Genomic DNA, 12,408 nt, shown 5'->3' with positions numbered 1-12,408 from the left:
TTCTCTCTATTAATACGTTATTACATAATAATTTGATCTCAACTTTTACAGGGGATATCATGAATTCTGAAAATAGTTACAACGGAAGGGTTCTTGTGGCCGGGGGAACGGGACGCACCGGTCAATGGGTTGTGAAGCGCCTGCTGCATTATGGTGTTCCCGTCAGAGTCTTCTGCCGCGACAGGGATAAGGCCGTGAGCCTTTTTGGCGACAGAGTAGAGTGTGTCAGCGGTGTGATCCAGAGCGCCACTGATATTGCCGTGGCGGTGAAGGGGTGCAGTGCGGTTATTTCAGCGCTCGGCTCCGGCTCCTATTCAGGGGAGTCCTCCCCCGCAGAGGTGGATCGCGATGGTGTGATGAGGCTTGTTGATGAGGCCGCCAACGCAGGGGTAAAGCATTTTGCCCTTGTCAGCTCTATGGCTGTTACCAAATGGTATCATCCGCTCAATCTGTTTGCCGGTGTTCTGCTTAAAAAATGGGAGGCCGAAGAGCATGTGAGAAAGGTATTCTCCGGCTCTGACCGCTCCTTCACCATAGTACGGCCGGGAGGGCTGAAAGATGGTGAACCTCTGAGACACCGGCTCCATGTTGATACCGGTGACAGGTTGTGGAGTGGCTGGATCAACCGCTCTGATGTTGCGGAGCTTCTGGTGCTTTCGCTCTGGGTAGAAAAGGCGAAAAACAAAACCTTTGAGGTGATCAACGAGGTTGAAGAAAATCAGCAGAGTCTGGAGCCCTTTTATTCCATGATTCCTGAATAAAGCGGTTCAGAAGCTTCCGGCGCTGCATGCTGATTTTTCGGCCCCTGATTGCTCTCTTTACCGGCAACATTTTTGATGATAATCGTTAAAGGTTTCTGAGGGCATCAAGCAACTCTTTGCCTGTGAATGGTTTTTTCAGGGTGGAGTTTGCGCCGAGTGTATCGGCCAGAACCAGATAGTTATCCGGGCCGACTTTTCCTCCGCCCGAGATGGCCAGGATTTTTATTGCCGGCAAAAGCGAGCGGATTTCAATGATCGTTTCAAGACCCTCTTTTTCAGGCATGATGAGGTCGGTTATCACCACAGAGATATCCCTGTGTTCCTGAAGCAGCTGAAGACCCTGGTTGCCGTCTCCGGCTTCAAAGACAGTATGGTTTTCCCTTGTAAGTGTGGTGAGAATAAACTTTCTGACGTCGCCGTCATCGTCAATAACCAGAATTTTCATAATGATTAGTTAAGGTGTGGTGTGTTTGACAGTACTTCGTTGATTATTGATGCAATCTGAGCCAGATTGATCGGTTTTTTCAGTATCCGCCTGATACCGTATTTACTCAGTGCATCGGTGGGTTCGATATCTTTTCCGTAGCCGGTCATCAGGATTACCGGTGTCTCGCTGCTGATTTTGTGGAGCTGCTCGGCGAAATCAATGCCGTTCATTTCGGGCATGGTAAGGTCGGTAATGACAAGATTGAACTGCTCCCGTTTTTTACGGAACAGTTCAAGTGCCTCAAGGGGTGAGTTTCTTGCTTCGATACGGAATCCAAGCCTGGTCATCATAAGCGTCATCATCCTTAGCGTTGCCGGTTCATCGTCAACAAAGAGGATGCTCCCTTTCCCTTCAGGGGGAAGTTTTTGCCTGATGGTTTTTTCGGTTTTTTCATTGACCACCGGGAGATAGACTATAAATGTCGAGCCGATGCCTGGCTGGCTTTCGACGGTGATCTCCCCATGAAAGCTTTTGATAATACCGTGGACAACCGAGAGCCCCAGTCCGGTGCCCTTTCCGACGGATTTTGTGGTAAAGAATGGTTCAAAGATGCGCTCCATTATTGCCTCATCCATTCCTGTGCCTGTATCGGATATCCGCAGCTGCATATAGCTTTCAGCCTGAAGATTCGGGAGCATTTTATGCATGTCGGAATCAGGCTTGACCTCCCTGAGCTCAATGGTAAGCACCCCGCCCCTCTGTTCCATTGCCTGGAAGGCATTGGTGCACAGATTGACAATGATCTGATGAATTTGCGATGAATCGGCAAAAACATTCCGGCAGGATTGTTCTATATACTGCTCGATGCTGATTGTCGATGGAATCGATGGCCGGAGCAGTTTCAGTGCCTCTTCGATAACGGATTGTACCGAGACAATATCAGGAGAGGATTCACTTGTTCTGCTGAAGGTAAGGATTTGTGCGACAAGATTTTTTGCTCTCTCAGCAGCCTTTGTGATCTCCGTGAAATACTCATGCATCGAATCCTCTTTGTCGCTGCAGAGCTCCCCCATTTCGGCATAACCGAGGATGGGGGTGAGAATATTGTTGAAATCATGAGCAATTCCTCCGGCAAGCGTACCGATGGTTTCAAGCCGTTGAGTTTTGCGGAGTCGTGATTCAAGCTGAAGCTTCTCCTCCTGAGCCGTAATGCGGTTGGTGATGTCAAACAGAATCCCGTCTACGCCTCTGTACTGACCATCGGAGGAGAACACAGAGGTTTTGCGGTCCTCTATCCATCTCAATTCACCGTTTTTCATAACGATGCGGTAGATCAGGGCCTGTGATGTTTTGGTTGATTTAAGGGTCATGTTGGAAACTGATACCGCATTGTGATCCTCCGGATGGATCATTGTGCCGGTTTCAAACAGATCCTTTTCAAGATCAGCAATGGTATAGTGAGCTTCAAAATCACCGATCATCGAGAGCATGGTCGTATTCCCCTTTTCATTGGTACGATAGACGGTTCCGGGAATGTTGTCTATCAGGCTCTGGAACTCATTGACAATCCGTTTCTGCAGTAAACTGGTTCTTACCGCCTCTTCCGCAGCTTTCAGTTCCGTGAGGTCTACGATGATCCCCCGGGCTCCGGTTACTATGCCGTTTATAATGATCGATGAAGCATAAAGCAGAATCGGAAACGTGTTGCCATCTTTTTTGACCGCATGATACTCTTTGCTTATCGATTGCGTGGTTCCGGCTTTTACCGATTCAAAATCGGCAAGCCATTTCTCCTGATCTCCAGGGGGACAGAATTGAAAGAAGGAGATTCCGAGATCAAGTTCCTGTTTGCTGTATCCGAAAATTTCATACCCTTTCTGGTTTGAATAGGTAATACGCCCGCTGTTGTCGGTTTCAAACAGCGGCAGCGGAAGAAGCTCGGTCAGCTCCCTGAACCGTTTTTCACTCTCCTTCAATGCCATCTCGGATCGCATCCGCTCGGACACATCGCGGCTCATACCGAACAGTACCGGCTGATTGTTCCAGATTCCCGGTGTAACTTTGGTCTCGACAGGAATGCGAGTGCCACTCCTGGTTATCAGCGGAACCAGGCATGAAACCTCGGTTCCGGCAAGCATCCCTTCAATGTTCGCTTTTGCTTCAGCCTGTTGATCCTGGGGATGAAAAGAGAGCACATGCAGATTTTGCAGCTCTTCGGCAGTGTAACCAAGCCGATTGCGCACATAGTCATTGGTGTGGATGACATTGCCCTCCATGTTGACAATGAACAGGAAATCTTCAACCGTGTTGAAGAGCGTTTCAAGATTTATTTTTGCTACCTCAATCTCTTTCTCATGATGGGCCTGCATGATGGCCGATCCGATATGGGAGGCAAGGGTTTCAAGGGCTACCCGGGAAAAGTCCGGAATATGACACTGCGAGTGGGAGGCAATATTCAGGCAGGCAATGACCTCACCCTTGAAGGAGATCGGGACAATCGCAATGGCTTGCAGTTTTTCTTCGATGATGGATTTATGCCTTTTATCGCTGATATTGCCGTATTGCTGATAGATGGGTTTCCCTTTCCGTATCAGTTTTACATTTGGTGAATCAAAGCGGTAGTATTTTGCCTGCTTAACAAATGTTTCTGACAGTCCCTCGTGATCGGCGAGGGTTAATCTCTGTTCCTGATGATTGACAAGGTAAATGCCTCCGCAATCCATCCCTGAAGCTGAAATTGCCGCCTGAAGGCAGATCTTCAGGGTCTCCTGGAAGGATGAACTTTGGCTCAGCCTGATGGCAAGATCAAGCTCTTTCTTGATAAATTGCTCTATCTGCTTGCGCTTCAGGGCGCTGGCAATGATACCTCCGGCAAGTTCCAGCACTGAAATAATTTCGGGCTGCCAGTGCCGCTCCTGTGATACGGCATCAAAGCCGATATAACCGAATGGCTGTGACCCTGCGATGAGGGGAATGACAATCAGTGATTTGATATCCTGTGATGCAAGCAGCTCTTGTTCTGCCGAGGCCTCCGGCGGCATCTCCGAGATGCGGGGAATATGGATGACCCGGTTGTTTTTGATATGATCCATCCACCAGGGAGCCATATCGGTCGGAATCTCCTGCAACTGATCGATCTGCGGTTCAATGCCTTCAGCGCACCATTCGTAGGAGTTGTCCATCAGTGCCAGTTCGTTCCGGAACTGGAAAATGTAGCTTCGGTCAGCCAGAACAAATTCACCGATGAGGCGGAGTGTGCTGTTGATCAGATCATCAATTTTCTCATAGTGCAACATGATGAACTGATTTGAGAGCTTTGATACAAGCTGCTCGAAATGTCGGCTCTCTTCAACAGCCTTTTCGGACTCCTTTTTTTGTGTGATGTTCTGATGGGAGCCGATCATTCGCACCGGATTGCCTTTCGCATCACGCTCGAACACCTTGCCGCGGTCAAGCACCCAGACCCAGTGGCCGAGCTTGTGACGCATCCGGGCTTTCATTTCGTAATGTTCGGTTTTCCCGCTGAAATGTTCTTCAATGAGCTGGTTGGAGATCGCAAGATCATCCGGATGACATCGATCCACCCAGGTATTGATCGTTATCGGTTCAAGCTCCTCAAGGGTGAAGCCGAGAATTGCGGCCCACTCTTCATTTACGGCAAGTTTTCCGGATTTGATCTCCCAGTCCCAGGAGCCTGCTTCTGTTGCCTCCAGAACCATCTTGAGGTTACTTTCGGATTTTTCAAGAGATGATACTCTCTTTTGAAGCTCGGTCAGTTTTTTTCTGAGCGCCGCACTCTCCTTATGAAGCCGTTCCTGTTCGCTGAACAACTCCGCTTTTTCTTTATGCATGAGCAGTAACGGTTACAACTGTGCAACGGCAACTCCCGGCACTCCATCTCTGAACGGATCTGTTGCCCGGTCCGGAATGGATCAGAGTGAAAGTATGTCGTACATCCCGGAAATTATGGCATGCAGGGATGCGGGCGCTTGAGGTCACAATTCTGTGCTTGATGGCTTTTCTGTTTGCGCCGGTTCACTTCATGAAACCGTTATGTGGCGCATCTGGTCAAAGATAGTTGTTTCTTTGATAAAAGATATTATTGATATGCCTGATCTTTTTTGCTGAAGAAGATCATATCCACGCCTACGGTTACCAGCAGATTTACCAGAACTGAAACAGAGATATACCATGTCCATGCAAGTCCCATAAATTTCAGCACAAAGACGATACCCATGCTCGCAATCAATCCCGCACCCAGACTTGCTGCATGAAAGTTGCGTTTGTTTTTTGACAGGAGAAAGAGTCCCAGCAGGCCGCCATAGGTAAACGATGCTATTTCCAGCCCGACCATAACAATGGCATTGCTGCCGGTATCAAACAGAAGCGCTATGACGATCAGCAGTACCGCCCAGAAGAGTGAGATTACCCTTGAAAAACCAAGCGAACCCTTTCCTCCGAGGATATCGTTGACTGTTGAGGAGGCCAGAGAGTTGATTGCCGAGCTGTGCGTTGACATTGCGGCAGATAATACTCCGGCGATCAGCAGCCCTTTCAGTCCGGCCGGAAGATGGTGAACAATAAAAAAGGCAAATTCCCGGTCTTTTTCCATTGGCGCCCCGTGCATGAAAACCGAGATGAGGGAGCCTGCAAGCAGAAAAACTGAGAACTGAAAAAAAACGAAAAATCCGCTGCCGATCATTGCTTTTCTTGCCGATCGCAGATCCTTGCAGCCGAGCACACGCTGTACCATCATGTAATCGACTCCGTGAGACGAAAGTGAGAGGAGAATGCCGCCGATAAAGGCACTGATAAAGGTGAGCGGATTGGTTAATATATGGGGATCGGTGTTGATGATGTTCAGTTTTCCGGCTGCGAGGAGTGAGGTTATAATTGACGGAAGCCCCTGGTCTATGCTTTGGAGAAGGAATACAATTGAAAGAATGCCCCCGAGGAGATAGAGGCTGAACTGGAAGCTTTCAAGCCAGACAACGGCCTTGATTCCGCCGGAAAGGGTATAGACAAGCGTGACAACACCGATAATCATGACCGCAAGCGGAAGTGACCAGCCGGTAACAACCTGTACGACAACACCTGCGGCAAGAAACCTGATTGCATCGCCAAGAGTCCTGGTAACAAGAAAAACGATGGCAGCCACTTTCTGCATGCCGGTGCCGTAGCGTAAGCCGATAATCTCATAAATGGAGCTGACCCCATGCTTGAAGTACATAGGCAGAAGGATAAAGCTGACAAGGACTCTGCCGACAATGTAGCCCATGGCAAGCTGAAGGAAGCTCCAGTCGCCACGGTAGGCAAGGCCGGGAACACTGACAAAGGTCAGAACCGAGGTTTCGGATGCTACAATGGAGAGCATTGAGACTATCCATGGCAGATTGTGGTTGCCGAGAAAATAATCCTTACTGCTTTTATTGCTTTTTCCATGCCAGAGACCGAAGAGTGTATTGCCTGCCAGAAAGAGGACGATGATTGCAAGATCGATTGGCTGCATGGTCTGAATATTCCGGGGAGGTTAGTAAAAAAGGGTTCGTTGATAGATGTTTAACAAACCGGAGCTTCTTGTCAGCATATTAATCATAAAGATGGAACTGCTGCTTGACCTGTAGAAAGCTCTTTTCATCATCCTGCCATGACGCAATCAAGCTGACAGGCTCCACTCCGCTCTGTATCGACGTGCGAATGGTGCTGTTTCCGGCCAGAAGATCAAATGCCGGAATGGTGTCGTTGAACTCGTATACGCCGCTTAAAAAACGGAGCTGCTCACCATAGAGCTTCTGCAGGGCTGCGGTCATGGCCACCGCGGTGGAGAATGAGCGGAACCGGGTATGATCGGTTACCTGCAGCCAGATTCCACCGCACACTTCACCCGAGAACTTGTGAAATGTAGGCTTGTACCATGTCGGACGGAAAAGAACTCCTTCGAGCCCGTAACTCCGGCACTGCCGGGCAAGCTCTTCAGGGTTGATGAATGGCGCGCCGGAAAGCTGAAAGGGTGTTGTGGTTCCTCTTCCTTCCGAGATGTTCAGCCCCTCAAAGAGGCACATGCCGGGGTAGACCTCGGCAGTTGCAAATGTCGGCATGTTCGGGGATGGCGGAATCCATGGCAGGCCGGTTTCCTGAAAAAGCATGGAGCGCTGCCACCCCTCCATTTTCATGACGGTGAGGTTCAGATCAAGCTTTTTGAAATCCCTGTAGAGCAGCGCCAGCTCTCCGGCGGTCATGGCGTGCCGGACAGGAACGGGGAAAATGCCCACAAATGATTTGCATTCCATATCGAGCATCGGGCCTTCTACTATGGCGCCCCCGAGGGGGTTCGGGCGGTCAAGCACCATGATCTCGCTCTCTTTTCCGGAAAGAACCTCCATGAAGAGTGCAAGGGTGTTGACGTAGGTGTAGTAGCGGGAGCCGACATCCTGAATATCGAAGAGTATCAGGTCGAGATCGTCGAGGAGTGAGCGGTCGGGAAGCAGCGTTTCGGACGAGTCGCCATAGAGGCTGACCACTTCACAGCCAAGCTCCGGCTGGTAATCGACAGCAATCTGGTCCTGTTCGGTAGCAAAGAGTCCGTGTTCCGGCGAAAAAATCCGCTCTATCCTGATCCCTTTTTCCTTCAGGAGGTTCCATGAGTATTGCAGATCAGGTGTAACGGAGCTCTGATTGACAATCAGACCGACTCTCCGGTTGCGAAACCTTTCAATCTCTCTGAGCAGCATATCCAGTCCTGTTGCTACCATGTTCTGTCCTGTTTTAGTTGGGATTACCCATTATAGTGGTATGAAAGGGGTCGACCACGGAGTTGATGATGGTTGTTCCCGCCCTGACCTCTGTTTCAGGCAGCAGCACCGAATCGGTTATGGTACACCCCGGGCCGATTTTGCATCCTCGTCCAATGACCGATCCTGAAATCAGGGCATCCGGACTGATATCGGCGGCGGGTGAGATCCGGTGCGGTTCCATGCCTATCGCCCGTTTCATGGGGGCGGCCATCCGGGAAATAATTGACTCCCGGTCAAGATTTGCTTTCCAGTAGTTCGCCATGGTACCGATATCCATCCATACCCCTTCATGCTGATAGTAGCTCAGCCCACCGTTATCGACAAGCCCGGTAAATCCGGTATCGACAATTCCCGAGAAGCCGTTTTGCAGATATCTGAATATTTCCGGAGTCAGTACAGCTGTTCCGGTATAGATAAAAGAGGAGACGAGGCCGGAATTGCGAAGGTTCCGAAAATCCTTTACCAGCCCCTCTTCAATGCCTATATACCCTATGGAGGCGGCTTCGGGTGTTTCAAAAAGGGTAAGGGTTCCGGCTCGTTTAGATTGCCGGTGATGTGCAATAAGAGCGGTGAAATCTATATCGGTGATAATATCACTGTTGACGAGAATAAATTCACTGTCGCCAAGCAGCTTTTCGCACTTTTTCAGTCCCCCTCCGGTTCCCAGAATTACCGGTTCCTCTGAAAACGATATCTCCAGATCAGTCAGCTTGCTTGCATCGATAAAACGCCTTATCGTATCGGCATGGTGGTGCGTGTTGCAGATAATCTCCCTGATCCCCGCCAGCTTCAACAGATAGAAGGTATAGAACAGGCATGGAATGTTGAGAACCGGAATCAGAGGTTTCGGGATATGATCGGTCAGTGGTTTCAGCCTGGTACCGAAACCCGCCGCAAGGACAAATGCTTTCATTGCCTGTTTTCTTCAATAATTGCATGCAGGAGTTTTCCCGCCTTTTTCAGCTCGGCTCTTGCGTCGATATATTCAGGGAGGTAACGCAGTGTTGGCGCTATGGAGTGCTCAAATGTACGGTTTTTTTTGACCCTGGTCTGATAGCAGAATGTGCCTATTGCCTTGATATTGCGCTGAAAAGCCATGATATCAAAATAATAAAGGTATTCGTCAAAGCTCATTGACGTCACGCCGCCAAGCCTGAGTTCATTATAGTGGAGTGCTTTCAGCTCTTCGGTGAGATCCGGCTCAAGTGTGACGTAGGAGTCTCGCAGCAGCGAGACGGCATCATATTGCGGAAGCCCCATACGGGCATCCTGAAAATCAATAATCACCGGATTGCCCTGGTGAATCAGTATGTTTCGGCTGTGAAAATCCCGATGGTTCAGCACAAAGTGCTCTGGTTTGACGAGTATCGCTGCTATGGCTTCAAATTCATGCCGCAAGGTGCCGATCAGATTCGAGCCCATTTGTGGAGCAAAATAGTCAAGCAGGCCGTGGGTGATAAAGAAATCAAATTCAAACATGAGTTTTTCGCGATCAAAACTGATGTTGAACGGAATTTTCTTCTGATCACCACGGATTGACTGGAGCTGGATGAGCGTCCTGATAATCTCCCGGTACCGGCCGGGAATGGTTTCTGCTGCCGGAGAACCGAAAAGATTCTGAAGCAGCTGGTCTCCGCAGTCTTCAAGAAGGAGCAGCCCTTTTTTCTCATCAACAGCAATGACTTCCGGAACAGGAATTGCGTTTCTGCTGAACAGTGAGTGCATCAAAAGAAAAGCATACTCCTCTTTTGCCGTCTCTTCAAATGCAGGATCGTAACAGGCAATTACGGTATTACCCGGCTCTGTGACCCTGAAATATTGACGACTTGATGCATCGCCCTGAATTTTTGTGATTGAGAGGCTCTTGCGGGATCCGGATGCGAAGAGTGAAGCGATATTATCCGTTATGGTCATGCGGCAACGGTCTCGGGGTGTCGTTATAACAGTCAGAAATCCATTGAGGAATGCAAAAAAAAAGCACCCTATGCGGTATGCATAAGGTGCTTTTTCAGGAAATTCAAGCGCTTACTTTTTAGGAGCAATAGCTGCTGAAATGTTCTGCAAAACCTGGTTGAAGGTGTTCAGGAGGTTTCCAACAAGGTCGGTAGCTGTTTTACCAAGAGGCTCGATCAGCTGGGTTGCGGTTTTGATTCCGTTGTTCAGGATTTCAATCTGCTGCTGTCCAAGTTTACCGACGGTATCGAGCAGGTTGCTGATTGCGCCTGATACATCGTTTGATCCGTTTGACATGGCTGTTATTGTTTAGGTTTATTGAAAGAGGTATGGTTTAAAAACTGATTCCGCTATTTACTTACGGATTTTAATCAAGTTAAAACATTTTACTTTGTAGAGCAAATAGAAAAAAGGTCAGAACAGCTTCTTCCCCTCTTATTGCCGAACGTCAAAACCCCCGCCTGACGGGTTGTGCGGCACCCTCTTTTTGCTCTGTCGTCCTTCAACGCCCTTCAATAGTGTTCAAACGTATGAAAAGAATCAATGCTTGAGATGCGTTATTAGTTGCAAATTCCGGGTTCGTGCCCGTTTGCCCCCGGCTATTTTTGGGTGTCGCACTTCTTGTTGAATTGTTTTATGTGATATATTACCAAACTACATACAAAAAAACATAAACAGCGTTAAGCGGATGCGGAGTGTTTTCGCTGTTTCATAGAGCAACATTTATCCTTTTTGTTGATGAGAGCTGTTATTTTATATGATAGCAAAACTGCCGGAGGTTCTACAGAGGCAATTATCGATTCAATTGGTCAGCAGCTTGCAGAGTCCGGTGCCTATGTTGAAAAAGCGAAATGCAAGGCGATGGCCGATTACAGTTTTGTCAGGGAGTTTGATATTGTCATACTCGGCGCACCGGTCTACTATTTTCTTGTCTCTTCCCAGCTTCTTGCGGCACTGATACAGGGGAATCTGAAAAAGAATCTGAAGCGAAAAAAAATCGCACTCTTTCTCACCTGCGGCAGTCCCGACACCCTGGCTGCAGTGCTCTACCTGCCTCAGTTGAAAATTCATCTGATACGGAACCGGATTCTTGCGGAAAAAATCATTCCGCCGGGAGCACTTTCAGAGAGTGAGACTATTGAAGAGTTTGTAGATGACCTTCTTTACGAGTATGAGAAAACGCTGAAAGAGGGGCGCGCATCGCACCCGGTTGAATGGAGCGATGATGCCCTTGGATTGCTGCACTCCATACCCTCATTCATGCAGGGCAAGATCAAGACGGTAGCAGAGGAGTATGCAGCGGAGAGGGGGTGCCGGGAAATTACCGTTGCCGTCCTGATGGCGGCCAAAGATGAGATGCAGGGGTGACGCAACAATTCTGATCCCCTGGAGGCCGGATCATTTTGTTTTTTTATCCGATTGCTGCTTCCCGATAAACTTGTTGAGAAGCATGACAATAAACACTCCCGAAACAAAAAAGAGTACCGGTGCATACAGTGTTGTGTACTTGACTGTTTCTTCCATGGTTGTTTGAGCGTTTGTTTATGTCGTAGTGAGGTTCTTTTGCTTTTATTTCGTTTGCAGGGAGATTTTTTCGCAGACTCTCTTGTAATACAAACGGCCCGTTTGCAACATTAAGGAATTTATCGGAATTTTCAGTTACGCTTAAGGCGATATTTTTCAGATCATGTAGTTTTCCCGCTAACGTGCGGGCAGCGTCAGGTGGCGATATTTCCCGTGCCGGTCATGTCCGAAAAAGCTTTTGAATCTTTATCTGATTAAAACCGGTGTCGGCTCCTGCGTATTGTTGAGGAGAGAGACCCCTGGCTGAGGTTCGGAGCACTTATTGATCGATATTGAAGTTTCAGGGTGTATGACGATTACCCGGCAACCTCATCAAGAACGCTATTTTCAACCTTAAACGGTATTACTCCTATGGCACAAGAAAAAAAAGGCGGATTTTTTTCCTTTTTTAAAAAACGCGCACTCACCCCTGAGCCAGCAGCAGCTCCTGCAGCGGCAGAGGCGCCAGCAACCCGGACACAAAGCCCTGTCCCGTCAGTGAGTGCGGAACAGCCGAAACCGGCGGTGGTCCCGAAGCCTGCGGCGGCAAATGTGCCATCAGCAGAGGCGGGTGTTGACACCATTGCCTCATTTACACTTCTTTGCCAGGCGCTGGTTGATATCAATCGTTCACAGCTCAAAATGGTTGATCTGGCTCTGACGACACTTGCAGGATCGATCAACACTATTGCCGATGCGCTGAAGCCTAAATCATGAATTTCCGCCATGGAATGCAGCCCCATAGCGGTCACTGGCAGTGACCAATGTCACTCCTGTATGCCCGGGAGATGAGCCTCTTCCCTCTTTTAAAAATGCGCGATGAACTGAAGGGAAAGCATTTGACGGCGGAGCTGTTTTTTCTGAAATCGAACGCATTCAGTCAGGAACTCTCTATGGGTTAAGGGCGTTA

12 protein-coding genes are annotated in these 12,408 nt (G+C 48.8%); 4 read left to right on the top strand and 8 right to left on the bottom strand.

Annotated features, from left to right (window positions below; translation table 11 throughout):
* Positions 1 to 59 precede the first annotated feature (59 nt).
* Positions 60 to 761: an SDR family oxidoreductase gene (locus CFERDRAFT_RS02740; RefSeq protein ID WP_006365678.1), complete on the top strand. Its 702-nt coding sequence runs from the start codon at positions 60 to 62 to the stop codon at positions 759 to 761.
* A gap of 85 nt (positions 762 to 846) precedes the next feature.
* Here the strand turns inward: CFERDRAFT_RS02740 and CFERDRAFT_RS02735 are convergent, their stop codons facing one another.
* From CFERDRAFT_RS02735 to CFERDRAFT_RS02705, 7 genes are all read right to left on the bottom strand, one after another.
* Positions 847 to 1,206: a response regulator gene (locus CFERDRAFT_RS02735; protein ID WP_006365677.1), complete on the bottom strand. Its 360-nt coding sequence runs from the start codon at positions 1,204 to 1,206 to the stop codon at positions 847 to 849.
* A gap of 5 nt (positions 1,207 to 1,211) precedes the next feature.
* Complete coding sequence (locus CFERDRAFT_RS02730; RefSeq protein ID WP_006365676.1) at positions 1,212 to 5,039, bottom strand: PAS domain S-box protein; 3,828 nt, start codon at positions 5,037 to 5,039, stop codon at positions 1,212 to 1,214.
* 248 nt (positions 5,040 to 5,287) lie between these two features.
* On the bottom strand, positions 5,288 to 6,697 hold the full coding sequence (locus CFERDRAFT_RS02725; protein WP_006365675.1) for a sodium:solute symporter: 1,410 nt from the start codon (positions 6,695 to 6,697) through the stop codon (positions 5,288 to 5,290).
* A gap of 79 nt (positions 6,698 to 6,776) precedes the next feature.
* Positions 6,777 to 7,940: an exo-beta-N-acetylmuramidase NamZ family protein gene (locus CFERDRAFT_RS02720; RefSeq protein WP_006365674.1), complete on the bottom strand. Its 1,164-nt coding sequence runs from the start codon at positions 7,938 to 7,940 to the stop codon at positions 6,777 to 6,779.
* 13 nt (positions 7,941 to 7,953) lie between these two features.
* Positions 7,954 to 8,895 carry a sugar phosphate nucleotidyltransferase gene (locus CFERDRAFT_RS02715; RefSeq protein WP_006365673.1) on the bottom strand — a complete coding sequence of 314 codons (942 nt, stop codon included), beginning with the start codon at positions 8,893 to 8,895 and terminating at the stop codon, positions 7,954 to 7,956.
* The gene (locus CFERDRAFT_RS02710) at positions 8,892 to 9,896 is read right to left on the bottom strand and encodes an aminoglycoside phosphotransferase family protein (RefSeq protein WP_006365672.1); all 1,005 of its coding nucleotides are present in this window, start codon (positions 9,894 to 9,896) and stop codon (positions 8,892 to 8,894) included. The genes CFERDRAFT_RS02715 and CFERDRAFT_RS02710 overlap by 4 nt, the downstream gene beginning before the upstream one ends.
* A 111-nt stretch (positions 9,897 to 10,007) precedes the next feature.
* Positions 10,008 to 10,232 carry a hypothetical protein gene (locus CFERDRAFT_RS02705; protein WP_006365671.1) on the bottom strand — a complete coding sequence of 75 codons (225 nt, stop codon included), beginning with the start codon at positions 10,230 to 10,232 and terminating at the stop codon, positions 10,008 to 10,010.
* A gap of 441 nt (positions 10,233 to 10,673) precedes the next feature.
* Here CFERDRAFT_RS02705 and CFERDRAFT_RS02700 point away from each other — a divergent pair, with 441 nt between their 5' ends.
* Complete coding sequence (locus tag CFERDRAFT_RS02700) at positions 10,674 to 11,303, top strand: flavodoxin domain-containing protein (RefSeq protein ID WP_006365670.1); 630 nt, start codon at positions 10,674 to 10,676, stop codon at positions 11,301 to 11,303.
* Between the two features lie 30 nt (positions 11,304 to 11,333).
* Here the strand turns inward: CFERDRAFT_RS02700 and CFERDRAFT_RS12610 are convergent, their stop codons facing one another.
* Positions 11,334 to 11,459: a hypothetical protein gene (locus CFERDRAFT_RS12610; RefSeq protein WP_006365786.1), complete on the bottom strand. Its 126-nt coding sequence runs from the start codon at positions 11,457 to 11,459 to the stop codon at positions 11,334 to 11,336.
* A gap of 411 nt (positions 11,460 to 11,870) precedes the next feature.
* On the opposite strand from CFERDRAFT_RS12610, the gene CFERDRAFT_RS02695 reads away from it, so the two are divergent.
* Both CFERDRAFT_RS02695 and CFERDRAFT_RS12275 read left to right on the top strand, forming a co-directional pair.
* Positions 11,871 to 12,215 (top strand): hypothetical protein, encoded by a 345-nt coding sequence (locus tag CFERDRAFT_RS02695; RefSeq protein ID WP_006365669.1) that lies wholly within the window; start codon positions 11,871 to 11,873, stop codon positions 12,213 to 12,215.
* A 47-nt stretch (positions 12,216 to 12,262) separates the two neighbouring features.
* A complete protein-coding gene (locus tag CFERDRAFT_RS12275) occupies positions 12,263 to 12,400 on the top strand; it encodes a hypothetical protein (protein WP_156777977.1) in 138 nt (45 codons plus the stop codon).
* The last annotated feature ends 8 nt before the right edge of the window (positions 12,401 to 12,408 follow it).

Origin of the sequence: Chlorobium ferrooxidans DSM 13031 (assembly GCF_000168715.1) — a bacterium.
GTDB lineage: Bacteria > Bacteroidota > Chlorobiia > Chlorobiales > Chlorobiaceae > Chlorobium > Chlorobium ferrooxidans.
This window is presented reverse-complemented; position numbering and strand designations above follow the sequence as displayed.

Coding starts and splice junctions, on each gene's coding strand:
- CFERDRAFT_RS02740 (WP_006365678.1), top strand. CDS start 60: ATGAATTCTGAAAATAGTTACAACGGAAGGGTTCTTGTGGCCGGGGGA.
- CFERDRAFT_RS02735 (WP_006365677.1), bottom strand. CDS start 1,206: ATGAAAATTCTGGTTATTGACGATGACGGCGACGTCAGAAAGTTTATT.
- CFERDRAFT_RS02730 (WP_006365676.1), bottom strand. CDS start 5,039: ATGCATAAAGAAAAAGCGGAGTTGTTCAGCGAACAGGAACGGCTTCAT.
- CFERDRAFT_RS02725 (WP_006365675.1), bottom strand. CDS start 6,697: ATGCAGCCAATCGATCTTGCAATCATCGTCCTCTTTCTGGCAGGCAAT.
- CFERDRAFT_RS02720 (WP_006365674.1), bottom strand. CDS start 7,940: ATGGTAGCAACAGGACTGGATATGCTGCTCAGAGAGATTGAAAGGTTT.
- CFERDRAFT_RS02715 (WP_006365673.1), bottom strand. CDS start 8,895: ATGAAAGCATTTGTCCTTGCGGCGGGTTTCGGTACCAGGCTGAAACCA.
- CFERDRAFT_RS02710 (WP_006365672.1), bottom strand. CDS start 9,896: ATGACCATAACGGATAATATCGCTTCACTCTTCGCATCCGGATCCCGC.
- CFERDRAFT_RS02705 (WP_006365671.1), bottom strand. CDS start 10,232: ATGTCAAACGGATCAAACGATGTATCAGGCGCAATCAGCAACCTGCTC.
- CFERDRAFT_RS02700 (WP_006365670.1), top strand. CDS start 10,674: ATGAGAGCTGTTATTTTATATGATAGCAAAACTGCCGGAGGTTCTACA.
- CFERDRAFT_RS12610 (WP_006365786.1), bottom strand. CDS start 11,459: ATGGAAGAAACAGTCAAGTACACAACACTGTATGCACCGGTACTCTTT.
- CFERDRAFT_RS02695 (WP_006365669.1), top strand. CDS start 11,871: ATGGCACAAGAAAAAAAAGGCGGATTTTTTTCCTTTTTTAAAAAACGC.
- CFERDRAFT_RS12275 (WP_156777977.1), top strand. CDS start 12,263: ATGTCACTCCTGTATGCCCGGGAGATGAGCCTCTTCCCTCTTTTAAAA.